Below are 26115 nucleotides of genomic sequence, written 5' to 3'. Positions count from 1 at the left end.
CTATAGTGGATAGTCTATAGGCAACGGTGCAATGTTTTTTGACTAAATGACTCAAGGGAGTGAAAAAAAGGTAAAAAACACCCTGTTTTTGGAGATTCGCAGAGGCCATCCGATTTAGGATTTTGGATTGATTCTACAGATAAACCCTGGGGCTTGTACCATCAAGAAATTGTCGGTCAGGATAAAAAAATATCTATATACAAGCTCTCTAAGTTAATCAGTGGAGCCAATTAAACCAAGTGTGGCATTTCTATCTCAAGCTAAGTTCATCACTTCAAGCTTGATAAATGTGATTAAATTAACCAACCTTTTAAGCGTTTGGCTATGTGTGGACGCCGCAATTTCCGCATAGCTTTGCTTTGAATTTGTCGTACTCGCTCACGGGAAAGATTGAACATATTGCCAACTTCTTCTAATGTACAGGGTTCGCTGGTTGTCAATCCATAACGCAGAGAAATCACATCTTTCTCTCGTGGAGTCAACACGTCACCTAGTACTTCCCAAATCTCCTGACGCATCATATTTTCGTTCATTTTTGCTTCAGGAGACAGGTTATCCTCATCTTCTAGCAAATCCATTAATTCCGTGTCTTCTTCTTTACCGACACGGTGATTTAGAGAAAGTGCTTGACGCCGTAGTTGTTGTAGTTGGCGTAACTGTTGGACATTAATTTCTAAAACTTCTGCCATTTCAGCTTCAGAAGGATTACGGCAGAGTTTCTGCTTGAGTTCGCGTTGCGCTTTTTTAAGTTTGTTGAGTTTTTCAACAATATGAATTGGCAAGCGAATAGTTCTGGCATCATTAGCGATCGCTCTGGTAATCGCTTGTCGAATCCACCAATAGGCGTAGGTAGAAAACTTATATCCTTTATCTGGATCAAATTTTTCTGTAGCGCGGTTTAAACCCATTGCTCCTTCCTGAATTAAATCCAGAAAAGGCACTCCTCTATTGAGATATCGCTTGGCAATGGATACTACTAACCTCAAGTTTGAGCGAATCATTTTACGTTTCGCTACCCGACCTTGATACAAGCGACTTTCTAATTGTTTTTCGGTCATTTCTAGCTGGGAAGCTACTTGTAGCTTGCTAGCTTGTTGTCCCAACTCTAACTCTAATGCAGCTTGGATTTCCCTTACTTCTTCTAGAAACCTGACTCGTCTCGCTAACTCTACCTCTTCATCAGGCTTTAAGAGCGGATAACGCGCCATTTCTTTAAAAAAAGCACCTACAGCATCATCATGCTCGGTTTTATTATATCCCGATGGACGGGCGGCAGCCATCGCATCGCCATCCCGTTCCTCTGATTCGACATTCTCTGCAATCTCTATAATCTCTACAATGGGGGGTTCTTCATCTGCCACTATATCTAAATTATCAAGTAATTCTTCTTCATTATCAGCAGCATTCTCCAGTATTTCCATTTTTCCCAATTCAGCAATGTTCATAATTTCCTTGAGGATGGTTGCTTTGTTTGGTACATAATTTAGTGACAGATGCTCGTTTAAAGCTTGGTAGTTTTCCCTGAAGGATAAATGCACCTACTTTATATAGCAAAATACAAGCTTCTGCTAATTTATATTTAGGAATGAAAATCAGTATTTACCTACCTGTTGTGAGTTGTGGTTCGATACAACCCATAACTAATACTGATTATCTACCTAATAAAACTTTATTCTCAGGCTCCCAACAACATATATATCCCTCATTTTTTTCTTAATTACCAAATATGTCAAATCCCCTCAAACTTTCTCAACCTTAACAAATATAAAAATTTAAGTAAAAAATACCGATATTCTAAACTTTCCTATACTTTTCCAAAAATTTTTAATGTTTAGGCGATATTTTTCATCGGATAAATCGAAACTTTGATACTGGGGTTATGTCTTTTAGAGCGAGTTGCTTAAATACAACAAATTACAAATTTGGTAGCTTAAATTCCGGATCTTCTTATTTGTATAAGAGCATCTCATATATATCAGGGGTTAAATATCTATCGATAGGCGGAAAAGGACTACTCCCTATTTAGTAAATAGAGAACTGCGGAAATAGCCAAGGTGATTTTATTTGTAGGGGTACACCAAATATTTATTGCACGTAGGGTTGAGATGAATTTGTCTAGTAGATTACATAAGAAGAAACTTATCAAGTATTATGGGGGATAAAAGTATTGCGAAATACAGTTTACGTTAATGAAAGCAAAAAGTTATATTTGAGGAAATATCAGCTAATTTCGAGTAAATTCGGTAAGAAAAATATCTATCGATCAAGTCAGAAACTATGTATATTAATGACGTAAATTTATCTCCTTTATTCGTAGCTGAGCCAGGGGAATCGTATCAGTCAGAGAAAACATTAAATCGATGGATTGAAGTTCTGGTAGACTGTCCAGGAATCACAGGATTATTTACTTACCGATTACCAGACCAGTTAGAAATAAAACCTGGGGATATTTTGAGCGTGCCATTTGGGACGCAAAAAATAGGAGCGATCGCCATTCGTTTGCTAGCACAACCAAATGTCGATTTACCACCGGAAAAAATCCGAGAAGTAGAAGATATCGTCAGCGTTGGGTTTTTTCCAAGTACTTATTGGGAATTACTCAATCGCGTAGCCGCATATTACTATACACCCTTAATTCAGGTGATCCGGGTTGCTTTGCCACCTGGTTTGCTGGGGCGATCGCAGCGTCGTATCCGCCTTGTGAGAAGAGGAGGGGGGAAAAGGGAAAGGGGGGGAAAGGGAGAGGATGAAATAAACAATTCAAAATTGAAAAATACTCTTGCTACCTCACTCCCCCACTCCCCCACTCCCCTACTCCCCCACTCCTTCCTCTCTCCAACTGCGCGGCAAATTTTGGAGCTTTTACAAGCGCAGCCAGCAGGCGACTACAGTTACGTTTATATACAACAAAAAATTAAATCTGCTTATCGGGGAGTTCGAGAGTTATTGCGGTTTGGTTTAGTAGAAAGCTACTTAGAACCACCGAGATTAACTCGGCCAAAGCTGCAAAAAGCAGTCACATTGATAGATGCAACTAACAGTGACTTAACTACTCGTCAAAGAGAGATTTTAGAAGTACTAAGACGACACGGGGGGGAGTTATGGCAAAGTGAATTATTGCAAATTTGTAGCGCCAGCTCCTCTACCCTAAAGACGATGGCACAAAAGGGTTATATTGTCATTGAAGAACGAGAAGTATTACGAACAGAACAAGGGCCAGCAGTAGCAGGCGATGGTGCTAAATCGTTAACAAATGACCAAGCGACTGCTTTAGCAAAAATACAGAAATTAGATAGATTTACTCAAGTATTGTTGCATGGAGTCACAGGATCAGGAAAAACAGAAGTATATTTGCAAGCGATCGCACCTTTACTCGCTCAAGGTAAATCTGCCCTCGTTTTAGTACCAGAAATTGGACTCACGCCCCAGCTAACAGACCGTTTCCGCGCCCGATTTGGCGACAACAAAATTAGCGTCTATCACAGCGCCCTCTCAGACGGTGAACGTTACGACACTTGGCGACAAATGCTTACAGGAGAACCCCAAGTTGTCATCGGTACGCGTAGCGCCGTTTTCGCTCCTTTGCCCAAGTTGGGTTTGATTATCTTAGATGAAGAACACGACAGCAGCTTTAAGCAAGATTCCCCCACTCCCACCTACCACGCCCGCACCGTCGCCCAGTGGCGAGCAGAACTAGAAGACTGTCCCTTAGTCTTGGGTTCTGCTACACCTTCGTTGGAAAGTTGGGTAAGCGTTAAGGAGGCAGGAGAACAGGGAGCAGTAAGAAGTCAGGAATACCAATCTTCTCCCCCTCCCCCCCTCTCCTATTACCTGTCATTACCACAACGCATCCACTCCCGGCCGTTACCGCCAGTGGAAATAGTCGATATGCGGCAAGAGTTGCAGCAAGGAAATCGTTCTATATTTAGTAGGTCGTTGCAAGAGGCTTTGCAACAGCTACAAGAAAGACGACAACAGGGAATCTTATTTATCCATCGGCGGGGACATAGCAGTTTTGTATCTTGCCGCAGTTGTGGATATGTGCTGGAATGCCCGCAGTGTGATGTGTCGCTGGCATATCACCATACCGAAGAGGGAGCGCCGCAACTATTGCGTTGTCATTACTGTAACTATACGCGATCGCACCCGAAATTCTGCCCTGACTGTTGTTCTCCTTATTTGAAATTCTTCGGGAGTGGTACTCAACGTGTCACCCAAGAACTAGCACGAGAGTTTCCGCAGCTACGCTTGATTCGTTTTGATAGCGATACCACTCGTAACAAAGGCGCACACCGGACTCTACTCACTCAGTTTGCCAACGGCGAAGCAGATTTATTAGTAGGTACGCAAATGCTTACCAAAGGTTTGGATTTGCCGCAGGTAACGCTTGTGGGTGTTGTGGCCGCTGATGGATTGCTGCATTTATCAGATTATCGTGCCAGTGAACGAGCATTTCAAACCCTGACTCAGGTAGCTGGACGCGCAGGCAGAGGTGATGATCCCGGCCGGGTGATTGTGCAAACTTACACCACAGAACATCCAGTAATTGAAGCGGTGCAAACTCACAATTATCAATCTTTCTCTAATACGGAACTAGAACAAAGGCAAGCATTAAATTATCCTCCCTACGGACGATTAATATTGTTGCGCTTGAGTAGTCTTGATCCCATTCAAGTGCAGAATGTAGCCCAAATAATTGCTACAACTTTGAGCGCAGACGAAGGATTTGAGATATTAGGGCCAGCACCAGCTAGCATTTTACGGGTAGCTAATCGTTATCGCTGGCAGATATTAATTAAATTTGCTTCCGATACATTGCCACAATTGCCAGATTGGGAAGAAGTGCGATCGCTTTGTCCCCAGTCTGTTAGCCTGACGATTGACGTAGACCCGTTAAACATTATGTAACCATAAGTTAAAAGCAAGTAAAAAGTTCATTAATTACGAATTACGAATTATCCAGTCATGGTTAAAAAAGTTGCGATCGTTGGTGCAGGCCCTAGCGGCGTTCTGCTTGCTCACTATCTTTTACATCGTGGCGACAAATACCAAATTGATATTTATGAGCGCCGCAGCGATCCCCGGACTGTTTCATTCTCGAAATCCCGAACCTTTCCCATTTCCCTCAGCGAAAGGGGAATGAGTGCTTTACGACAGATTTCTGGACTTGAGGAAGCAATTAAAGATATTAGTTTAGAGATTACAGGAGCGATTTTTCACCAAAAAAATGGTAAGACGCGGCTAACATCTAGAAAACAACCTCTGTTTACTCTTGACCGCACTAAATTAGTAATTGTGCTGTTAGAAAAACTAACAGAAAAATCCAATAATCAAAGACTTAACATTCACTTTAATTGCCAATGCACAGAAGTAGATTTTGTAGCGAGAAAGGCGAAATTTCAAAAAGTTGGGGAAGCAATACCCACAGAATCAACGGCAGATTTTTCTATTGATTATGACTTATTAATTGGTGCTGATGGAGCGCGTTCTGTAGTTAGAAAGTATTTTCTTTCTACAGAACAATTTGAGTGTGAGCAGAAATATATCCCCTCTGACTACAAATCGATTTTTCTACCCCGTCCTGATACTAAATCAGAAATAAGTCTGAAACCTGATAAAGTCCACACTTGGACACTAGATGATGGCAAGGTGTTTTTGCTATTGCATCAACGCGACGGGACTATTAGTGGTGTGATTTACTTCCCCCACGAGAATAACCAAGTCGTAGGGCTTTCCAGCACAGAAGAAGTACTCAACTTCTTTGGCGAGAATTTCCCGGAAGTTGGTCAATTGATGCCAGAATCAGAAGCCGAAGCTTTTCTGAATCGAGCGATCGCTCAAATTCCTACAATTCGCTGTAACCGCTATCATCAAAATGACAGCGTGTTATTAATTGGAGATGCTGCCCATGCTGTATCATCCTCTATTGGTCAAGGTTGCAATGCAGCACTTGAAGATGTAGTTTTGTTTAACAAGCTTTTGGATGAATATTCTGATAATTTAGCTGTAGTTTTAGAACAATTTACAGTTCGCCGCTTACCAGATGCTCACGCCTTAGTTGAACTGGGCGATTATGCTTTTCCGGCATCTAAGGGATTATTAATTGAGTTTCTCTTGAGAAATCTATTTGCCAAAACGCTGCATAACTTATTTCCTCAACGCTTTTCACCATCGTTATTTGATTTAATATCTGAAAGCACAGTCCCTTATAGTGAAATTTTGAGTTTATATAAAGGGTGGATATCTAAAGTAAAAAAGTCGAATAATACTAATTCCTAATTACTTACTTTCTAACAAAAGAATACCGGATTTTTGAACGTAAACGCGTAGCGGTGAAACAGTCCTGTAGGAGGATTTCACGCTGTAGGGAACTGTTGAACCCGGAGGGCAAGCCGCAGGCTACCTCAGAGGCGCAGAGAACTCAGAGTAATATCAATTTGAAAAAAGAATGTAAAAAATAGACCATATTGTAGAGACGCGATTCATCGCGTCTTAAACCAGGGATGTATTGCAATCATTAATTGAATTGGTATAAGAGAAACGAAAGCCGTAATGGATTGCGTATATCATCACGCAATTAAATCTATCTTTTCCATTCCCAATGCCCCATTCCTCATTCTCTATTCCCCAGAATTAACTGATTCTGATGTTTGTGTTAAACGTGGTGAATGAGTTTGTCGCCAACGGATAAAGCCATAAACACCAGCAGCTAAAATCAACCAATATGGGGTGTAAACGATTAACCAAATACCTAATTTGAGTAAGCCAACAGTAAATGTACCAAAGGAGTAAGTGGAATTATTCCAGGTTTCTTGAATTTGCTCCCCTAAACCACGCTGTGGACTAGTACTAGATACTGCTGCTTCTAAATTCAATGTGATAGTAGAATAAGCAACTTGATTTTGTAAGTTTTTCAATTGAGCATTAATTTGCTCTATGGATTCCCGGACATTACTAAGTTCTTGGGCAACACTTAGTACATCTCTAACAGAACCCGCTCGATCCATAATTTTTTGTAAATTCGCTTCAGTTTTCTGTAGGTTAGTTAATCTGGCTTGAAAATCTACCAAGCGATCGCCTACATCTTCCGCAGTGATATTACGTCCCTTTAAAGTACCTAATTTATCGAGCTCATTCAATGTAGGTTCTAGCAAATTCTGGGGTACTCGAATTTGTATAGATGCAGTATGACGTGCGTTTTCCTTTGTAGGCTGTTGTTCTTTTAATCCAATTAAGTCCCCTTGCTGTTTATTGATAATTTGAGAGACAGCATTGATACTCTGATCTACAGAGTTCACAATCAGAGATATAGCTGCTTTTTTGATTAATTGGGGACGCGCACGAGGTACTGGTGCAGCTTCAGCCTTTTGTGAGACATTGCCAACAGTTGATGCTGTTTCATTCGCAGCTTGATCAGCTTGTCTTAAAGGTAAAGCCTGATTTGACGGTTGAGGAACAGAAGCACAACTAGTAAAAATTACCCCGCCCAATAACGCACTTAATAATAAAGTTAATTTACGTGATGATGGAGTCGCGGCGTACATAAATCTATCCTCAGCTAGATGAAGTTAACCCCAGTATCGCTGAGAGAAAAACTTAAAGTTGGCATTGTTGCAATTTATGTAACAAGAGTGATATCTGATAATTCGTAATTTGTAATGGACTTCGTCCCGCTTCTCTACGAGAGGCTGCGCCAACGCTAACGTAATTCGTAATTAAATGCCTAATGCCCTTGAATTAATCAATAATTCCGGTGCTACCAATCCTTTTTGGATAGCTAAAACTGCGGCTTGAGTGCGATCGCGTACCTCTAACTTTTGTAAAATGGCATGGACGTGAACCCGCACTGTGCCAGGCGCAATGTAGAGAATCTCAGCAATTTCTTGATTGCTTTTGCCAGCCGCCACCAGTGCCAAAATTTCTTGCTCCCGCTTCGTTAAGGGATTTTCTGTAGGTTCGTTAGTTTTTGCAGGTAACACTGTCGGGGAATTGCCCTCAAAAGCCGCCCTAATTTCCGTTGTTGCAGTTTGATCCCACCAAGAAGCGCCTGCTGCTACTGAACGCACTGCCAAAATTAGGGATTCAGCTGGAATCCCTTTGAGGCAATAACCTTGGGCCCCAGCAGCAATTAAGCGTGAAACCACGGGTTTTTCAGAACGAGACGTTAAAACTAGAATCGGTAAAGTTGGATGTTGCTGCTTAATTTGACGACAAGCCTCAATCCCACCAATCCCTGGTAAACCTATATCCAGCAAAACCAAATCTAGAGGATAGCGATTGGCTAACTCTACAGCTTGTTCCCCATCTTCTGCCTCTGCCACAATCTCCAAGCTTGTTTCTTGTTGCAACCGCATCCGCAAACCAAGACGAAACAATTCATCATCTTCAACAAGTAAGATTCTCAGTACAGCACCTTGTTTAGTCATTGGTTCTTGTCATTAGTCATTGGTCATTTGTCATTGGTCATTTGTCATTAGTTATTTTCTTTGTCTTCCCTGCCCCCTGCCCCCTGCTCCCTGCTCCCCTGCCCCTCTGCCCCCATCACCCCGGAGGTGGACAAGCTGGTAGCCTAAAACCAAACAGTGCGCCTCGTGGTGAGCGATTCTCTGCCCAAATTGTACCCCCATGAGCAGTAATAATTTGCCTAGTTAAATAAAGCCCAAGTCCAGAGCCTGAAACATGGCGATCGCTATGTCCTTGATAAAATCGCTCAAATAAGTGGGGTAACTCTTCTTCGGTAATACCGGAACCAGTATCGAGTATTTTTACAACTTGATCGCTAGAATAACCTTCAAATACTACTTCCACTTTACCGCCACGGGGTGAGTGCTTGATACCGTTGCTCAAGAGATTAGTGAAGACTCGCTCTAGCTGCAAAGGATCGCCATTTACCCAGAAAAAGCTGCGAAAATCTGATTCGCCATAGTGAAGAGAAATATAAATCTGACGTGTTTTCGCTAGTTCAGTTAGAGTGGCAATTACTTCTTCTGCCACAGTTACCAAATTAATCGGTGATATCTGTAGTTTTAATCCTTCGGCATCATTACGGTAAACATCTAAAAGGGTTTGCACTAATTGCAATGTACTACGATGGCTACGTGTCATTGTTTGCAAGACTTTTGCTTGCATTGATGTGATTTCTCCAAATTGCCCATTTTGAAAATATTTCAGCGTTTCAATTGCTCCTAAAAGCGGTGTTTTCAAGTCATGAGTTAGGGTAGAAACAAAATCTTCACGCATCGTCGCTAGTTGTTCTTGAGAGCGTAGTTGTGCCTGCGTATAAGCGATCGCTTCTTCATTGCGGCGGTTGCGGTCGCTTAACCACCCTGTTACTATTAGTGCCAACACTGCAATTAACCTATTTGCCACTGTTGCGGAATTAATATTTTTTTCTCCCGGAACAAGTATATTTAAGACTGTAAATGCTGTAGCTGCAAGAGTAATTGCTAATACTGCTTTACTATTTAATCGGGATGCTAATAAAATTGTGCCTGTGTAAAGGTAGCCAAATACATACTCAGGTGGTGTTGAGTATTCTAAAGCTATTACTACAGCAAAAGCGATCACTATCAACCAATATGTTTCCTTACGCTTATCTAAAGCCTCTTCAATAGCCAATAATCTAGTTAACATTTTTATTTCTAAAAAGTTACAATTGCTTTCACTTATATTTATATATGTATGATTTAATTTTGGTAACCTCTTTATTTTATATATAGCGTTTCCAACTCCAGTGAGTTACAAATATAGCGTTTCCAACTCCAGTGAGTTACAAAATAATCCCTCCCAATCCTCCCCTTGGTAAGGGGAGGGTGCACGACAGCGCGGGTGGGGTGTATTTCATATGCCTGGCAATTGCTATATAATGTTCTTGTAAAAACGATATTTTATGTCTAATTCAATAACTGCCTTTTTAAACTAAAAGGAGAATTTAATTTTTTCCAAAAAGAATATTTAGTTATTACATTAGGTTTTAAGTAATTTTTAACCTGTTGGATAAAAACTTAAATAAACTTAAGTGAATTTTGTAAATTAGGAGTATAGTAACCCTTAGTTGGATTCTAATAAATATTATTAATTAGATTAACTATTTATTAGCTAAATGAATTATATATCTAAATTTTACAGCTCTTTTTTAGAATCAGTTTTTCTTAAGAGAAAGGTTAAATATGTAGGATAGTTTGTTAGCGCAGTTATATTTAATTTAGTTACTCATACAAGTGTAATTTTATACTTATTATTTATATAATTCATCATAAAATCAGCTTTAGATATTTATATGTTTGTGAGTAGCATAGTTTAAAAATGTATTGTATAAAAAAAATAATATTAACTGGCAAAATAAAGGAATTAAACTAAAATTTAAATATTCTTAACAGAAACTTTAATCAGCATCTGACAAATATTTAAAAGCTGAAAATACTAAAACCAGATTGAATAGAAGAATTGAGGTGATATGAGATATCCCCTAATTGCTCTAAATGCAATTACCCTACAGATAATCTGTTAGTTGTAATAATTTGGCTTAGTAGCACATAAATTTATTTAATAGAGCGCGAAATACATGGGACAAGGTTTTTTGCAAATTGGCTTAACGCTGTGTATCGTTGTAGCAATAACTCCGGTATTAGGAAGATACATGGCGCGTGTCTTCTTGGGAGAAAGAACACTGCTTGATTTCTTAATGAACCCAATAGAGCGAAGTATCTACGTATTAGCTTGGGTTCGTAGAAAAGACGATATGACCGGTTGGCAGTATGCCAGGGCGGTACTGTACAGCAACCTAGTCATGGGCGTTTCAGTGTATTTGCTGCTGTATTTTCAGAGACGCCTACCTTGGAATCCCAATAGCTTTGGTGCTACTACTTGGGATATTTTGCTACACACCACTATTTCCTTTCTGACCAATACCGACCAGCAACACTACTCTGGTGAGACAACTTTCAGCTATTTTAGCCAGGTAGCAGCTTTAGGTTTTTTGATGTTCACCTCAGCCGCTACTGGCTTATCGGTAGGGATTGCCTTTATTCGTGGGTTGACAGGTAGAGGACTAGGAAACTTTTACGTTGACTTGACTCGTGCGGTGACGCGAATATTGCTGCCAATATCGATTATTGGAGCGATCGCCTTAGTTGTAGTAGGCGTACCACAAACATTAGCCAAAACTTTGGTTGTGAGAACTCTAGAAGGAGGAACGCAGTATCTTGCCAGAGGGCCAGTAGCATCCTTTGAGATGATTAAAATGTTAGGCGACAACGGTGGCGGTTTTTTTGATGTTAACTCAGCCCATCCTTTTGAAAATCCCAACGGTGCTTCTAACTTAATAGAAACCATCGCCATGATTGCAATTCCCGCAGCATTGATTTACACCTACGGTTTGTTTGCCAACAACATCAAACAAGCTTGGCTGCTTTTCTGGATGGTGTTTGTGATTTTTGTAATTCTGGTTGGGGTAACAGCGATCGCAGAACTGCAAGGTAACCCCATTGTCAATGCCGCCTTTGGATTAGAACAGCCCAATTTAGAAGGTAAAGAAGTCAGATTTGGCTGGGCGCAAACAGCATTATGGGCAGTTATGACCACCGCTACCATGTGTGGCGCAGTTAACGGGATGCACGATTCCTTAATGCCACAAGGAATATTCTCGACATTATTTAACTTGTTTGTCCAGATTGTTTGGGGAGGACAGGGAACTGGGACAGCTTATCTGTTCATTTATCTAATTATCACCGTGTTCTTAACTGGGCTAATGGTAGGACGCACCCCAGAGTTTTTAGGACGCAAAATTGAAAAGCGGGAAATTATCCTTGCCAGCGTAGTGTTGTTAATTCACCCAATTCTGATTTTGGTTCCAAGTGCGATCGCATTAGCTTACCCCATCTCTCTGTCTGGAATTAGCAACATTGGCTATCACGGTATTTCCCAAGTAGTTTATGAATATGCTTCAGCCGCAGCAAATAATGGCTCAGGTTTAGAGGGATTGAGGGATAACACCCTGTGGTGGAACTTGAGTACTCTAGTTAGCTTACTAGGAGGACGCTACATACCGATTATTGCCATCCTACTGTTAGCTGACAGTATGTCTCGTAAACAACCAGTCCCTGAAACCCCTGGTACTCTGAAAACGGATTCAGTGCTATTTACTGGTATCACAGCTGGAGTGACTTTAATTTTAGGCGTACTGACTTTCTTTCCTGTTCTAGCTTTAGGCCCCATAGCCGAAGGTTTTAAATTAGCATCTGGCAATTAGAAGAAGAGGGGGAGATAGGGAGATAGGGAGAGGGGGGAATAAGAATGATTATTTAATTTACCTCCCCCACTCCCCCACTCCCCCACTCCCCCACTCCCCCACTCCCCCACTCCCTAAATCAAGTGGCAAGTACCTCCAAAAATAGACCTTCACGTTCTCGTCCTAGCGATCGCCGTCAAGCACGCAAAAAGGCCAGAGTAAATAATAAAAGACTGTATCTGAGAGCAACCAGGGATGCTTTTGTCAAGCTCAATCCCAAACACACTATCAAAAACCCAGTTATGTTTTTGGTTTGGGTGGGGACAATCATCACCCTAGCGGTAACGATTGATCCCGATTTATTTGGGCAAGTTCCGCAGAAAAACCCGCAACTATTCAACGGCTTGTTGACAGGGATTTTGTTCTTTACTGTATGGTTTGCCAACTTTGCCGAAGCAGTAGCCGAAGGACGAGGTAAAGCCCAAGCCGATGCTTTGCGGTCAACTCAATCAGAAACGATCGCGAAAAAGCTCGCTCCTGATGGTGCAATTACAGAAATCTCGTCCACCAACCTCAGACAGGGTGATACTGTGTACGTTGTTGCTGGTGATATCATTCCCGCTGATGGGGAAGTAATTATGGGTGTCGCCTCAGTAGATGAATCAGCAATTACTGGGGAATCCGCACCAGTATTGAAGGAATCAGGCTCAGACGTCGCCAGTTCTGTTACTGGCGGTACGCGCATTATCTCAGATGAACTGATTATCCGTGTCAACGTTGACCCAGGCAGAGGATTTATTGACCGGATGATTGCCTTGCTGGAAGGTGCAGAACGCAGCAAAACACCGAATGAAATTGATCTGACGGTGTTGCTGACAGTTCTCAGCTTAGTCTTTTTGTTTGTCGTAGCAACTCTTCCTGCACTTGCCTACTATGTCAACAGTCCAGTCAGTATGCCAATTTTGATAGCTTTATTAGTAGCGCTGATTCCTACAACCATTAGTGGGTTACTAAGTGCCATTAAAATTGCTGGTATGGATCGAGTTGCCCAATATAACGTGATTGCTAAATCAGGACGAGCAGTAGAAATCTGTGGAGATATCAACATTCTAGTTCTTGATAAGACAGGTACGATTACCCTGGGTAACCGCTTGGCAGAAGAGTTTATTCCCATAAATGGTCATTCAATAGCAGAAATTGCTAATGTAGCTTGGGCTGCTAGTGTGTTCGATGATACACCAGAAGGTAAATCAATTGTCCGACTGGCAGAAAAATTAGGCGCAAAGTTCGATTTTGATGCTAATCAGGCAGAAGCAGTACAGTTTTCCGACAAAATACGCATGAGTGGTACAAATTTACCTGGTGGACATGAGGTGCGGAAAGGATCAGTAGGAGCTATTGAAGCGTTTGTTCGTTCTCGTAATGGACGTGAAACTCCGGAACTCAATACTGCTTACGAACGCGTATCCCGATTGGGAGGTACACCCCTAGCAGTGTCTTTAGATAATGAAATTTACGGCGTCATTTATCTCAAAGATATTGTAAAACCAGGTATCCGCGATCGCTTTGATCAACTGCGGCGGATGGGGGTACGTACAATCATGCTAACTGGGGACAATCGGATTACAGCTTCTGTAATTGCCAAAGAAGCTGGGGTGGATGACTTCATTGCCGAAGCCACACCAGAAGACAAAATCACAGTCATTCAAAAAGAACAAAAAGCAGGCAAACTGGTTGCCATGACAGGAGACGGAACTAATGATGCTCCAGCATTAGCCCAAGCTAACGTCGCCGTAGCCATGAATACAGGTACACAAGCTGCCAAAGAAGCTGCCAACATAGTGGATTTAGACTCAGATCCGACAAAACTGATCGATATTGTTAGCATCAGCAAACAATTGCTGATTACTCGTGGGGCATTGACTACATTTTCCATTGCTAATGATATTGCTAAATACTTTGCGATTATCCCAGTAATCTTTGCGGCTGCTAATCTGCAAAACCTGAATATTATGAGTTTAACTAGCCCTAATTCTGCTGTATTATCAGCACTGATTTATAATGCTTTGATTATTCCTGCTTTGATTCCCTTAGCGTTAAAGGGTGTGCGATTTAGACCCCTGACAGCTAATCAGCTGCTACAACGGAATATCTTAATTTATGGCTTCGGTGGAGTAATAGCACCATTTATCGCCATTAAGTTAATAGATATGTTAATTACATATGTGGGGTTAGCTTAAGGAAGGCAGAAGGCAGAGGCAAGTGCTTTCTTGAGCTTTGACAAGTGGAAAAACTTCAAAGAGGCAGAAGGTAAGAAAATTAAGAATATTAGCCTTTGCGTTACTTTTTACTCCATAGTTATTTGTAGTATACTGCTCTAGTTTTATTTTTAATTTTACCTGTTAAGAGAACGATTAAGAAGAAGAATATGAACAAAAAAGTCAATGTTTGGGAGAAGTTTTTCACGATGGATGTCATGCAGGCGATTTCCTTTATTTGGTCACAATGGCGTAAACAACACCTGCCACTCGCTATTTTTATAATGCTGTGCTTGAATGTGGTAATTACTCCAGTTTTTTATGCTGCTAACAGCACGCTATAACCTCGTTATACTTGGAAAATTGGAATCTTAGGGTTTATAACTATAACAATTGTAATTTACTTGTTTGCTGTCATTTTTAAACCTGAACGCTTCTTATAAAATTAAGAATTCGTCTTGGAAAGTTCTGATTAGAGGTTTACTCTCCTCAGAGTTTCCGCAAAATTCAAAACTGGGAGAGAGTGGAAAATTTATTATGGCTTTTATTCGAGAAACTATCAGAGCAATTTTCATACCTCTAATGCTTTGGTTGCTTACTGCAATCATCTATCCTCTGATAATCCTTGTAGTAGGTCAAGTTTTCTTTCCGTTTCAAGCTAACGGCAGTGTCACACTAAATTTAAAAAATGAACCAATTGGTTCAGCTTTGATTGGTCAAGTATTTACATCCGACCAATATTTTCATAGTCGTCCTAGTACTGTCAGATACAGCCAAGGAAAAAAAGCTAAGCCAACTGGGATATCTGGTGCTAGCAATCTCGCTGCTAGTAATCCAGAGTTACTCAAGCGGATTGTTGAGCAGGGCAATCAATTACGAGACGAAAATATTCAGCCGATCGCTGATTTAATTTATACTTCTGGCTCTGGCTTAGATCCCCATATTTCTTTAAAAGCAGCATTTGAACAACGGATACGAGTTGCCCGCGCCCGTGGAGTCCAAGATGATGAGATATTACGTTTAATTAATAAGTATACTGATAGTAGATTTTTATGGATTTTTGGTGAACCAGGAGTCAATATTCTCCGATTAAATTACGCTCTTGACCTCCAAGAATTCAATCGCAAGCAAAATAAGTAACTATAGCCTTGATCCTCCCAGTAGCCTTTAACAGGCAACAATTTACTAACTAGTGTTATCTGAGTTACACACTTGCTTTGCTTGTAGCCCTATTTAATTGGGGATGCTAAGCGTATAGGTGCGTGATCATTAGCTGATAATGCTTGTCTGTTCTTTTGAAGCTATGAAAGTTTGGGGATGCAGAGCAGAATATCCCAGGTTTGGTATTTGGGGTAAAGAAAAGTCTACTTAAGTGTTATTGAAAAAAACTTCTCAGATGTGCGTATATTTAACTACACCTAGTCAATCAAACTTAAAATATAAATAATTAGTAAAACTGTAATGTTAAATGATATTAATACTGGTTTGTTTAGTACTAAACCTGCGATATCTGCAAATTCCTCCCTTTATCCGACACGGCGAGGGAAACACAAAATTTTTATTGGCATGGCTCCTGGTGTAGGCAAAACGTACCGGATGCTAGAAGAAGGACACGCACTTAAACACGAAGGAATTGATGTAGTCATTGGGCTTTTGGAAACCCACGGACGTAAAGAGACAGCAGAAAAGGCAAATGGTCTGGAGATTATACCGCGCCAGGAATTTCCTCGCGATGGGTTAACACTTACAGATATGGATACGGGTGCAATTATCAAGCGATCGCCTCAATTAGTCTTAATTGACGAACTCGCCCATACTAATGTCCCTGATTCTCCACGCGAAAAACGCTACAAAGATGTAGAAGTAGTTTTGGCAGCAGGCATTGATGTCTACTCCACAATGAATGTGCAACATTTGGAAAGTCTCAATGATTTGGTAGCCCGGATTACTGGCGTAGTAGTACGTGAGCGTGTTCCTGACCGCATCCTGGAAGAAGCAGATGAAGTAGTGCTAGTAGATGTTACACCAGAGACGCTACAAGAACGGTTATTAGAAGGCAAGATTTACGCATCGGAAAAAATTCAACAATCCCTCGATAACTTTTTTCAACGCCGAAACTTGATTGCTTTGCGAGAGTTGGCTTTGCGAGAAGTAGCAGACAACGTAGAAGAAAATGCGATTGCCACTACCCCCAACGGGCAATTTTGTAATATTCACGAACGCGTTTTGGTGTGCGTATCTACTTATCCCAACTCAATACAATTGTTACGCCGAGCTGCCAGACTTGCTAACTACATGAATGCTCCGCTGTATACTTTATTTGTCGCCGATCCAGAACGCTTTCTCACTAAAGAGGAAAGCTTACATATCCACACTTGTGAGAAATTGTGCAAAGAATTTGAAGGAACTTTTCTTCGTGTTACTAGCAATAACGTAGCCAATGCGATCGCCCAAGTTGCAGAGAAATATCGCATTACTCAGATTGTCATCGGTGAAAGTCAGCGATCTCGCTGGCAAATCCTGTTAAAGGGTTCGTTAACTCAAAAATTAGTCCGCTTGCTCAAAAATATTGATTTACATATTATTGCCAGCGAAAAAATAGCTTCTTCCAAACGCTCAACATTATCTTAAGGGAAGCCGTCGTTAGGAGACCAGAACAGAAAGTTATTTATATAAACGCAATATAGCTTAAAGGCACACAGCTAGCTGTGCGCCCTTAAAAAAACCTGTATTCCATCCAGAATATACATCAATGAATAAGGCGCGAGTTTATCTAAGTACCCACGCCAAGACTCGTGTTTGATAAGATTACTTTGCGTCTTGCAACTTCTGGTTCTTGCGCTTAGCCAGAAACATACCACCTACAGCCAGCATACCCAAGGTAACACTAGGTTCAGGAACAGACTTAGGATCAAAACCTGTAAATCTGCCAGTTCCTTGATGGAAAGAATGGTTGTCGCTTTCAAATCCACCACCGTCTGTGCTGCTTTGGGAGATAACAATCTTGTTGAAGATATCGTTGCTGCTATCTGAGTAGAAGTGAAGGAAGCCATTGCCTTGTCCGCCATGTTGGGAGGCTTTAATCGGAGCAACCGGATCTACATCCGCAGTCGTAAATGTTTTGATCAGAGTATCGCCATTATAGAAGGAGAATGTGTTATTAGCACTGATAGCCCCCCAGTCAATACCAAAATAATTTAGGGAACTCTCAAGGTTAATAGTGACTTTATCGCCATTGAAAACTGCTAAATAGTTAGTGTTATTGACTTCGCCTTTTGCACCAGCAGGCGCCCATACATCTGACCTAACGCTACTTGTACCACTGTTATTCTCAAATGAGTACTGAGCAAATCCAGTGGTTGGGACTTTACCGTCATTGAAGTTAACAGTGGTTGTACCAGGCAACTGAGTAAACTCAGAATAAGCACCTTCGTCAGTTGCACCGTTGGGGGCTGCTACTCCTGTGGTCACTTTGAAGGAAATAGCATGAGCAGAACCTGCATAAGTAAATGAGGCGATCGCAGATACAGATAGAGCAGCAATGCAAGTAATTTTCTTAAGAAACATAATTTTTTAAAAGCTCTAGTTTTGTGTGTTGATAGATGAGTAACGGGCTTTGAATGTATTATGTAATTAACTTACTAATAAAGAACACGATGAAATTACTGGATTTCTACCTGAACACTAATCGATGTATGGAGTAATTAATTGGATAAAATTTCAAAGTCAAAACAAGTAATTTTACTTTAAACAAACGGATAAAATATCTATACCTTACATATAAATTAAATATTACTGAGATAATATTCATGAGATTAAGAATCTGTATTTTAGAGTTCTGTCTCTGTTAAAAACTAATGAAGATAACAGACAAAATTTTTTAGTCAGCCGTTTCCTTTTCTAGTCAACTTTGCTATTTGAGCTTTTTTGACTTAGACAGCAGCATGACTTAAACTACCCAATGCAATCAAAAAAACCTCTATCCATGCAACTGACTGAACAAACTACAGTTTGTCAACGCGTTATTGGTTTAATTAGTGGCACGTCCGTAGATGGTATAGACGCTGCCTTGGTCGAGATTTCCGGCAGAGAATTGGATCTAAAAATAGAGTTGTTAGCTGGGGCCACATATCCCTACCCCACAGACCTCAGAGAAAGAATATTAGCAGTTTGTGCTGGAGAAGCCATCTCAATGGCAGAACTGGCAGAAATAGATGATGCGATCGCCCTTGCATTTGCCCAAGCCGCCCAAAATATTCAAATCGGTCATCAACCAGCTAATTTGATTGGCTCCCACGGTCAAACTGTTTATCATCGGCCACCAGGAGTTCGGGGGCTGGGAACTGGGAACTTGGGACTGGAAAAAATTCTTCCTAGTACCGAATCCCCAATCCCTAGTACCCAGTCTTTAGGCTACACTCTGCAACTAGGGCGTGGTGCTTTAATTGCCTATCTCACGGGTATTACAACTGTGAGTAACTTCCGTGTTGCTGATATGGCAGTTGGTGGACATGGAGCGCCTCTTGTATCCAGAGTAGATGCCTATTTGCTCAGTCATTCCCAGGAAAGGCGCTGTATTCAAAATATAGGGGGAATTGGTAATGTTACGTATCTTCCACCCCAGTATGAGAACTGGCTTGAAAAGATTCGCGGTTGGGATACAGGGCCAGGAAATAGCCTCCTTGATCTGGCAGTGCAACATTTAAGCGCTGGCACTAAAACTTATGACGAAAATGGCAATTGGGCAGCGAGTGGCACTCCTTGCTATCCATTGGTAGAACAATGGTTAAGTCAAGATTACTTTCATCTGCCGCCCCCTAAATCCACTGGTCGAGAATTATTTGGGGTTACTTACCTACATCAGTGTTTAAAAGATGCCCAAGCATACCAACTTAGCCCCGCAGACATACTAGCAACTCTCACTGAACTCACAGTAGCTTCAATTGTCCATAGTTATCGCACTTTTCTACCGGAAATGCCACAACGGGTATTAGTATGTGGCGGCGGTGGTCGCAATCTTTATTTAAAACAAAGATTACAGCTATTGTTAGCACCCGTGCCAGTCTTAACTACAGATGAAGTTGGCTTAAGTGCAGATTTTAAAGAAGCGATCGCTTTTGCAGTTTTGGCATACTGGCGACATTTGAATATTCCAGGTAACCTACCTGCTGTAACTGGCGCACCGCGAGAAATGCTTTTAGGAGAAATTCACCAAAGTTAGGAGATAGGAGGTAGAAGGCAAAAGGCAGGAGCCAGAAGTAAAACAGGTTTTTTGCTTGTGTTTGAGCGCTAGTTTGTGTACTGTACCAAATTGAAATCTGCTGTGAATTAATTTTACAGGTCGATGCATTAACAATGAAATTCCTACTCCCCTGCTCCTTGACCCACTCAATACTCTGCACTGCTATAACTGTAGTTTTGGTATTACTGGATCAAAGCAGGGAATTAGAAGGTGGCTCATACTTTTTTACTGGAACCAGGACGCTGGGCTATGCAAGGTAGTTGGCTGGAACGCAATGGGATGCCAATCAGCGTCAAGGGTATGACTTTGGTGGCTTGGAATCGAGATAATTGGTTCACTATGGCTACAAAGCTGATATTTCCAGGTAGCGATCGCTCAGAAATATCTTTGCAATACAAAGGGCGTCTACACGATGGAGAGCGTCAGTATACTTTTTTACTCCAGCACAATCTTTTGGGGCAAATTGAAGGTGAGGGCTGGATTGGTCTAGATACCATTGTGCAGCGTTACTGGGTACTGGGCGATCGTCAGCGTCGTAGTGGCTTTGAAACCCTACACCAAATTTCAGGTGATACATACTACCTTAGCAGTGGCATCTTAGCAGGCCATTTTTTGACGAATACAATGGAAGCCAGTCTGGAGCGTCAGTAAAAATAACAGTCATTTATCCAGGATGATTACTAATTCTAATTACCCTTACGGGTTTACTAGTAGCTCATGGGGAAATCCCAGACGTCGCTGGCTCACTAATGACTATTGACTTATAACTAATTCATAAAAATTGGGCAAACTAAAATTAAATCAAAAACAAAGTTGGGAATGGGATAAAACATTTGGCTAAATCTACCCGTTCCATTTTTTTGATCAAACTTTCCCACCTAAACACTCTAAAGCTGTCTAGTGGGCAGATAGAATTGTTGAACATTAAAGTCGAATTTTCTATGTCAGACCCCAACATTGGCCGCCTACTTAGCAAACGCTACCAGCTTCAAGAGTTAATTGGTACTGGAGCAATGGGTCGAGTTTATCGTGCTAAGGATCTTTTGTTGGGAGGCGTACCTGTCGCTGTTAAGTTTCTCGCTCTGTCAATCCAAAACGAAAAGATGCGATTGCAAGACCGCTTTGAGCGAGAAGCGAAAACCTGTGCTTTATTAGGACAAAAAAGCATTCACATTGTCCGTGTCATGGATTATGGGGTAGATGACAAGAACACCCCTTTCTATGTCATGGAATATCTACAAGGGCAAAGCCTGAACAATGTTATCCGCAACCAAAAACTGCCTTTAGCTAGATTCCTCAGTATGATCCGACAAGTCAGCTTGGGGTTGCAATGCGCTCACAATGGCATCCCAGTTGACAACACAATCTGCCCAATTATCCACCGCGATATTAAGCCTAGTAATATCCTGGTGATTCAAGACCCCAGTTTTGGAGAATTAGTCAAGGTTTTAGACTTTGGTATTGCTAAATTAATTCAGTCAGATGGCGATCATACGAAATTTTATTTGGGGACGCTGGCTTATTCTTCTCCCGAACAGATGGAGGGGAAAGAACTAGATAACCGCTCGGATATTTACAGTTTGGGCGTCATGATGTTTGAGATGCTCACAGGACAGATGCCACTAGTGGTGTCTGCTCATTCTTTTGGTGCATGGTATAAGACACATCATTATCAAAAACCACGTTCTTTTACTGAGGTCGCACCTGGATTGGGATTGCCAAAGGATGTAGAAAATTTGGTGATGAGTTGTTTAGCTAAAGTACCAAGCGATCGCCCTCAAAGCATCAGTGAAATCTTAAAAGTTTTAGCATCTCTAGAACAGCATGACTACACACCTAAAATTAAACAAGGTATTCATGCATTAGCTATTGCTACTACAGTTGAGCCTGTCCTTGAAAAAAAGGCTAAAGCTGATTTGCGGGTATCCTTATCAAATGATGAAATTGGTCGTGCGATTTCCTGGCCCCAAAATAAACCACTTGCTGATATTGTGTTTTCTCAGCCTGTTCAAACGAAGGAGGAGGTTTTGCCAGCGCTGTGGGTGATGTTACAGCAACAAGAAATTCAAAAGCGTTTACTTTGTACACGCTACAATCAATTTCTGTTCATCTCTATTCCCCACCCGATGCTGCTGTGGATAACCGTTATCTACAATCGCAAAAATGGTGCAAAATGGTTACCTTACTACCTTGATCTTAAAACTAGTCTTGGTCAAGACATCGCCTGCTTACTACAGCACACAGGTTACTATCGTCTCTTGTTCTTTGCCAGAGAAACACCAAGTCACTGTAGCCATATCCTAGTTTCTAGTATTGCCCCTGCCCAACGCCTACGATTGCAACAATGGATCACAACGAGCAAAACCTTGGTATCTTCTGCTGACCCTCAAATTAGTAAAAACTTACTTAAAAAAGAGTACGAAAAGATTAAGCCTCAAATTTTGGCAAAGCTAGAAGGTATTGATACAGATTCTTTACACGACCTTTCCGGCTAAGAATAATTATTTTATATTACATATACTACATTTAGCAAAAGAAATAATAAATCAGATAATGTAAAGTTTTATAAACAAAAATATATACAGTTGTAAGTTTTAGTTATAAAAAGTATGGATATCGTAAATTTTAGCTGTAGAAGCTAGCCTGCGTAAATCTTCCTGTGGAGATAATCCAAGGAGTATAAAACGTGAATGGGTAAAGTTTTCATGGCGTTAGTCGTGTGAATTATTTTAATTGACCCAAACAATTTACTTGAGCTTAAGCTTGCAGGAAATGGAGATTCCAAAAAATATACTATTGCAAAGCTTGCTAGTTTTGGTTTAGATTCTGAATGAAAATTTTACGCTACGCTTTTGGAACTACTGATTGGAGTTGACGCCCCGGCATCCCCAGCTCTTTTCCTCCTTGGAACTAAGCAAGAGAAGGAGGTCGCCCACTGCGACATCAGAAAAGGTCTATGCCATAGTGGAACCGGAATCTAAGCCCCACTGATGCTTCAAAAGCTCTTGGTAAGTTGCTTCACGCACAACCATTTGCTCATAAAGCTTGACTAAAAAGTCTTTAGCTTGATCATGGCTCATGTGCTGTACTTGAGTAGCAAATGAGCGGATGCTGAATTGCTGTTCCAAAGATAATTCGATGGGTTGGCTCATAGTTAACTCCGAAAAGACAAGGTGTAAAGGTGATATCGTTCACAGAAGCCCAAATTGGGATAATATTTGGACTTTTTTCTGCCCCACATTTGTACCTCCGTATTACGAAAGATAACAAGTGTTTGACAATCTGCCCATATCTTAAGTAAGGACTTTTTTTTAACTGAGATACTGCACCTGATTCTACTGATATATATCCCAAGTCCGCTGAGGCAGATTTCGGGAAAGTTTGGCAGTTGGAAAGCTAGACAGGTAAGAATTTTCGTCTTTTCCCTTCCAATACTCGAAACTTCTCCAGCTAGGGTGCATTTGTCTAACATTTCCCTGATAAAAAAGGGGAAGGAAAGGTATTAAGCGTGCATTGTAGTCGCCATACCTTATCAGGTGCAAGAAGTCAATTACTTAATTTATGTAATTTTAACCTCTTTAGCTAATTAAAGAGGTTAAAAATATTTGTATCAAGTTGTAAATAGGAAAAATGCTCAGGCTGAACAAATTGATGAGTATATTTACCGGATTTGTCATTTTTGAGCCAACGGAGTGGCTCTTCATGAGCAATCGGCGTGCCTTCTGCGGAGGAGATTGCCAAGATAGAGTAGCGGGTGCTGTACGCTCACGCAAAGGGTCATTTATCCTTTTTTGAATCACCAATGACTATTGACTATTTTCTAGTGCGACGATAACAACAGTGATGTTATCGTGTCCACCTTCCTCTTTTGCAGCTTCAATTAGAGCAAGGGCTGCTTTGTCAAGCCAGGGGGTGTCTTGGAGGTAGCGAGCAATTTTGTGATCAATAAGTTCTTCCGTTAAACCATCACTGCATAACAGCAAGCGATCGCCAATTTTCACATCCAAAGGTTGTACATCTACCTGATGTAAGTCTTCACGTCCTAAACAGCGTGATAACACATGGCGAAAAGGATGAACTCGTGCTTCATCTGAGGTGATGTCACCAATTTTGATTGCCCGTGCAACCCAAGTATGATCTTCTGTTACCTGCTCTAATTCTGATTCGCGGAAGCGATATAGCCGCGAGTCACCAACATGAGCGCACCAAGCCGACTCTGGGTAGCGAAAAATTACCGCTACAACTGTTGTACCCATGTCAGCGCGTTCCGGATGATTTTGCTGATCCTGCAAAATTGCATCATTGGCTCTCCACAAGGCTTGTTCTAGTAATTCTTGGGAAGATTTAGAAGATTGCCAATGTTCCACTAAATACGCTTGAATTTCATGAGTGGCAATGCGGCTTGCTTCCTCTCCTCCCGCATGACCACCCATACCGTCAGCAACTATGAAAAATCGCCCTTCAGGGTCGACATAGTAAGCATCCTGATTATTAGAACGAATAAGTCCCGGATCGCTAAAACCCGTGAAATTAAGTTTCATAAATTTTTCTTCAACAATTAATACATACGGTCATAACGGTCGAGGCGTAGAAGTAATCGAATCAAAAGCACTGATATACCTGCTGCAATTAAACCAGGCAGCAGAGCCAACCATACATAATGGTTAACTACTAAGATCGTAGCTGAAAGCGTGAAACCACTGATTAACAGAGCATAGCTTATTGATAGCTGAATACTGCTCTGCCGACGCAGCAGGCGTTCTGTTTCTATAGAACGAACCCGCAGGCGCATATCTCCCCGCTCTAGTTTCTCTAGTGTATCTTCTAATCTACGTGGTAGACCAAAAGCGGTAGTGCTTACCTGAACTGCTTGGCGACTTAATTCGTTGAGAAAACTATTCCCCTCAGAACCATTCATATCGGTTATAAGCTGCATTGCATAAGGTTGGGCAACTTCCATAAAGTTAAATTCTGGATCTAGACCTTTGCCTACCCCCTCTAGAGTAGAAAAGGCTCGCATCACAAAAGTGAAAGTTGCTGGAAATCTAAATGGCTGATTATAAGCTATTTCGTAAAGGTCGTCGCTGATTGCTGCGACTGATTGATTTTCAAAGGGCTTATCCATAAAATGATCCAGCATATACTGGACAGAACGCCGCACTGGCCCCATATCATCCGTTGGGGCGATCGCGCCTAATTCGATGAGCGACTGAACAACGCGATCGCCATCTTTTTGGGCTATGCCAAATAGCGTTTGCATCAGTCCTTCCCGGACGTTTGACTTAATTCGCCCCATCATACCGAAATCATAGAATATGAGAGCGCCATCTGGATTAATGGCAATATTACCTGGATGAGGATCGGCGTGGAAAAAGCCACTATTGAGCAACTGATGTAAATAGGCTTGAGCGCCTTGACGAGCGATCGCCTTTCGATCTAAGCCGGCTGCTTCTAAAGCTTCGTATTGGCTAATTTTGATGCCAGGAAGATATTCTAAAGTCAGCACACGCGAGGTGGTGTAACGCCAATAAATTCTTGGGACTTTCACCCAGTCATAGCCACGAAAGTTACGACGAAAAGTATCGGCGTTACGTCCTTCATTGAGATAATCGATTTCTTCCCAAAGAATGCGGCAACACTCTTCGTAGATACCTATCCAATCTCGTCCACGTCCCCATTTGGGATGGTTTTGAAAGTAACGGGTAATTCCTTTTAGAATTTGTAAATCTATTTCAAATAACTTCTTTAATCCAGGACGCTGTACCTTGATAACAACTGCTTCTCCCGTATGCAGCACGGCTTTGTGTACTTGCCCTAAGCTAGCAGCAGCTAGGGGAATAGGTTCAAAAGATTGGAAAAGTTCAGGAATTTTCTTACCAAGCTCTCGCTCAATTATTGCTTCTACTTGCTCATAGCTAAATGCTGGTACTTTATCTTGTAACTTTGCTAACTCTTCTACATATTCAATAGGGAATATATCAGCACGAGTAGAAAACAATTGCCCGACTTTAATAAAAGTTGGGCCTAAATCTAACAAGGTATTGCGAATCCACACTGCTTGATTTTTACGTCTTGCAGCTTGCTTTGCCTCAGTTACACCACCTGTGTAACTCCAAGATTTGTTGTACAGCCAAAGCTTAAACATTAAGGTCAAGACAAAAGACCAAATGTCTACAAATCGCCGTCTGCTAGAGTAGTTTTCACGATTCCAACGGTATGCCTTATCTGAATAACCTTGTTCCATATGCTTTGCGTACCGTTGGTTTGTAACCGAATCACCTGGAAGAAAAGACACTTCAGTTCCTAAACTGTTTTTAATAAAGTGTCATTTGTCATTTGCCAATAATTTTTGACTAATGACTAATGACCAATGACTATTGACTAAT

The 26115-nt window shown here is 41.2% G+C and carries 19 protein-coding genes; 11 read left to right on the top strand and 8 right to left on the bottom strand.

The genetic code is table 11. From position 1 onward, the window contains the following. Positions 1 to 293 precede the first annotated feature (293 nt). Positions 294 to 1445, bottom strand: coding sequence for an RpoD/SigA family RNA polymerase sigma factor (locus tag WKK05_RS00620; protein WP_341527895.1), 1152 nt, complete (start codon positions 1443 to 1445; stop codon positions 294 to 296). An 832-nt stretch (positions 1446 to 2277) separates the two neighbouring features. Here WKK05_RS00620 and priA point away from each other — a divergent pair. Next, a complete protein-coding gene (gene priA / locus WKK05_RS00615) occupies positions 2278 to 4908 on the top strand; it encodes a primosomal protein N' (protein ID WP_341527894.1) in 2631 nt (876 codons plus the stop codon). Between the two features lie 57 nt (positions 4909 to 4965). Then, positions 4966 to 6279 carry an NAD(P)/FAD-dependent oxidoreductase gene (locus WKK05_RS00610; protein WP_341527893.1) on the top strand — a complete coding sequence of 438 codons (1314 nt, stop codon included), beginning with the start codon at positions 4966 to 4968 and terminating at the stop codon, positions 6277 to 6279. 341 nt (positions 6280 to 6620) lie between these two features. Here the strand turns inward: WKK05_RS00610 and WKK05_RS00605 are convergent, their stop codons facing one another. The 3 genes from WKK05_RS00605 to WKK05_RS00595 all read right to left on the bottom strand — a co-directional run bounded on the left by WKK05_RS00605 (position 6621) and on the right by WKK05_RS00595 (position 9633). Continuing rightward, positions 6621 to 7544, bottom strand: a complete 924-nt coding sequence (locus tag WKK05_RS00605) for a DUF4349 domain-containing protein (protein WP_341527892.1) — start codon at positions 7542 to 7544, stop codon at positions 6621 to 6623. Between the two features lie 171 nt (positions 7545 to 7715). After that, positions 7716 to 8426: a response regulator transcription factor gene (locus tag WKK05_RS00600; RefSeq protein ID WP_341527891.1), complete on the bottom strand. Its 711-nt coding sequence runs from the start codon at positions 8424 to 8426 to the stop codon at positions 7716 to 7718. Positions 8427 to 8541: 115 nt separating this feature from the next. After that, complete coding sequence (locus WKK05_RS00595; RefSeq protein ID WP_341527890.1) at positions 8542 to 9633, bottom strand: HAMP domain-containing sensor histidine kinase; 1092 nt, start codon at positions 9631 to 9633, stop codon at positions 8542 to 8544. 931 nt (positions 9634 to 10564) lie between these two features. Here WKK05_RS00595 and kdpA point away from each other — a divergent pair. The 6 genes from kdpA to WKK05_RS00565 all read left to right on the top strand — a co-directional run bounded on the left by kdpA (position 10565) and on the right by WKK05_RS00565 (position 17118). Beyond that, positions 10565 to 12250, top strand: coding sequence for a potassium-transporting ATPase subunit KdpA (gene kdpA / locus WKK05_RS00590; protein WP_341527889.1), 1686 nt, complete (start codon positions 10565 to 10567; stop codon positions 12248 to 12250). Positions 12251 to 12372: 122 nt separating this feature from the next. After that, positions 12373 to 14469: a potassium-transporting ATPase subunit KdpB gene (gene kdpB / locus WKK05_RS00585; protein WP_341527888.1), complete on the top strand. Its 2097-nt coding sequence runs from the start codon at positions 12373 to 12375 to the stop codon at positions 14467 to 14469. 188 nt (positions 14470 to 14657) lie between these two features. Next, positions 14658 to 14831 carry a hypothetical protein gene (locus WKK05_RS00580; protein ID WP_341527887.1) on the top strand — a complete coding sequence of 58 codons (174 nt, stop codon included), beginning with the start codon at positions 14658 to 14660 and terminating at the stop codon, positions 14829 to 14831. An 18-nt stretch (positions 14832 to 14849) separates the two neighbouring features. Continuing rightward, entirely contained in the window at positions 14850 to 14930 is an 81-nt protein-coding gene (locus tag WKK05_RS00575; protein ID WP_341530982.1) for a potassium-transporting ATPase subunit F, read from the top strand. 94 nt (positions 14931 to 15024) lie between these two features. Further along, a complete protein-coding gene (gene kdpC / locus WKK05_RS00570; protein WP_341527886.1) occupies positions 15025 to 15627 on the top strand; it encodes a K(+)-transporting ATPase subunit C in 603 nt (200 codons plus the stop codon). A gap of 321 nt (positions 15628 to 15948) precedes the next feature. Next, entirely contained in the window at positions 15949 to 17118 is a 1170-nt protein-coding gene (locus tag WKK05_RS00565; RefSeq protein WP_341527885.1) for a universal stress protein, read from the top strand. A 177-nt stretch (positions 17119 to 17295) separates the two neighbouring features. Here the strand turns inward: WKK05_RS00565 and WKK05_RS00560 are convergent, their stop codons facing one another. After that, positions 17296 to 18054 carry a PEP-CTERM sorting domain-containing protein gene (locus WKK05_RS00560; RefSeq protein WP_341527884.1) on the bottom strand — a complete coding sequence of 253 codons (759 nt, stop codon included), beginning with the start codon at positions 18052 to 18054 and terminating at the stop codon, positions 17296 to 17298. A 418-nt stretch (positions 18055 to 18472) separates the two neighbouring features. Between WKK05_RS00560 and WKK05_RS00555 the strand changes: the two genes are divergently transcribed. The 3 genes from WKK05_RS00555 (at position 18473) to WKK05_RS00545 (ending at position 22224) form a co-directional block, all read left to right on the top strand. Then, positions 18473 to 19708 (top strand): anhydro-N-acetylmuramic acid kinase, encoded by a 1236-nt coding sequence (locus WKK05_RS00555; protein WP_341527883.1) that lies wholly within the window; start codon positions 18473 to 18475, stop codon positions 19706 to 19708. Positions 19709 to 19939: 231 nt separating this feature from the next. Then, positions 19940 to 20380, top strand: coding sequence for a hypothetical protein (locus tag WKK05_RS00550; RefSeq protein ID WP_341527882.1), 441 nt, complete (start codon positions 19940 to 19942; stop codon positions 20378 to 20380). 290 nt (positions 20381 to 20670) lie between these two features. Then, the gene (locus WKK05_RS00545; RefSeq protein ID WP_341527881.1) at positions 20671 to 22224 is read left to right on the top strand and encodes a serine/threonine-protein kinase; all 1554 of its coding nucleotides are present in this window, start codon (positions 20671 to 20673) and stop codon (positions 22222 to 22224) included. Positions 22225 to 22683: 459 nt separating this feature from the next. Here the strand turns inward: WKK05_RS00545 and WKK05_RS00540 are convergent, their stop codons facing one another. The 3 genes from WKK05_RS00540 to WKK05_RS00530 all read right to left on the bottom strand — a co-directional run bounded on the left by WKK05_RS00540 (position 22684) and on the right by WKK05_RS00530 (position 25973). Further along, positions 22684 to 22881, bottom strand: coding sequence for an NblA/ycf18 family protein (locus tag WKK05_RS00540; protein WP_162398757.1), 198 nt, complete (start codon positions 22879 to 22881; stop codon positions 22684 to 22686). Positions 22882 to 23535: 654 nt separating this feature from the next. Further along, positions 23536 to 24270 (bottom strand): Stp1/IreP family PP2C-type Ser/Thr phosphatase, encoded by a 735-nt coding sequence (locus WKK05_RS00535; RefSeq protein WP_341527880.1) that lies wholly within the window; start codon positions 24268 to 24270, stop codon positions 23536 to 23538. A gap of 17 nt (positions 24271 to 24287) precedes the next feature. Next, positions 24288 to 25973, bottom strand: a complete 1686-nt coding sequence (locus WKK05_RS00530; protein WP_341527879.1) for an AarF/ABC1/UbiB kinase family protein — start codon at positions 25971 to 25973, stop codon at positions 24288 to 24290. Positions 25974 to 26115: the final 142 nt, after the last annotated feature.

This window comes from Nostoc sp. UHCC 0302, from assembly GCF_038096175.1.
Lineage (GTDB): Bacteria > Cyanobacteriota > Cyanobacteriia > Cyanobacteriales > Nostocaceae > UHCC-0302.
This window is presented reverse-complemented; position numbering and strand designations above follow the sequence as displayed.

Coding starts and splice junctions, on each gene's coding strand:
- WKK05_RS00620 (WP_341527895.1), bottom strand. CDS start 1,445: ATGAACATTGCTGAATTGGGAAAAATGGAAATACTGGAGAATGCTGCT.
- priA (WP_341527894.1), top strand. CDS start 2,278: ATGTATATTAATGACGTAAATTTATCTCCTTTATTCGTAGCTGAGCCA.
- WKK05_RS00610 (WP_341527893.1), top strand. CDS start 4,966: ATGGTTAAAAAAGTTGCGATCGTTGGTGCAGGCCCTAGCGGCGTTCTG.
- WKK05_RS00605 (WP_341527892.1), bottom strand. CDS start 7,544: ATGTACGCCGCGACTCCATCATCACGTAAATTAACTTTATTATTAAGT.
- WKK05_RS00600 (WP_341527891.1), bottom strand. CDS start 8,426: ATGACTAAACAAGGTGCTGTACTGAGAATCTTACTTGTTGAAGATGAT.
- WKK05_RS00595 (WP_341527890.1), bottom strand. CDS start 9,633: ATGTTAACTAGATTATTGGCTATTGAAGAGGCTTTAGATAAGCGTAAG.
- kdpA (WP_341527889.1), top strand. CDS start 10,565: ATGGGACAAGGTTTTTTGCAAATTGGCTTAACGCTGTGTATCGTTGTA.
- WKK05_RS00580 (WP_341527887.1), top strand. CDS start 14,658: ATGAACAAAAAAGTCAATGTTTGGGAGAAGTTTTTCACGATGGATGTC.
- kdpC (WP_341527886.1), top strand. CDS start 15,025: ATGGCTTTTATTCGAGAAACTATCAGAGCAATTTTCATACCTCTAATG.
- WKK05_RS00565 (WP_341527885.1), top strand. CDS start 15,949: ATGTTAAATGATATTAATACTGGTTTGTTTAGTACTAAACCTGCGATA.
- WKK05_RS00560 (WP_341527884.1), bottom strand. CDS start 18,054: ATGTTTCTTAAGAAAATTACTTGCATTGCTGCTCTATCTGTATCTGCG.
- WKK05_RS00555 (WP_341527883.1), top strand. CDS start 18,473: ATGCAACTGACTGAACAAACTACAGTTTGTCAACGCGTTATTGGTTTA.
- WKK05_RS00545 (WP_341527881.1), top strand. CDS start 20,671: ATGTCAGACCCCAACATTGGCCGCCTACTTAGCAAACGCTACCAGCTT.
- WKK05_RS00540 (WP_162398757.1), bottom strand. CDS start 22,881: ATGAGCCAACCCATCGAATTATCTTTGGAACAGCAATTCAGCATCCGC.
- WKK05_RS00535 (WP_341527880.1), bottom strand. CDS start 24,270: ATGAAACTTAATTTCACGGGTTTTAGCGATCCGGGACTTATTCGTTCT.
- WKK05_RS00530 (WP_341527879.1), bottom strand. CDS start 25,973: ATGGAACAAGGTTATTCAGATAAGGCATACCGTTGGAATCGTGAAAAC.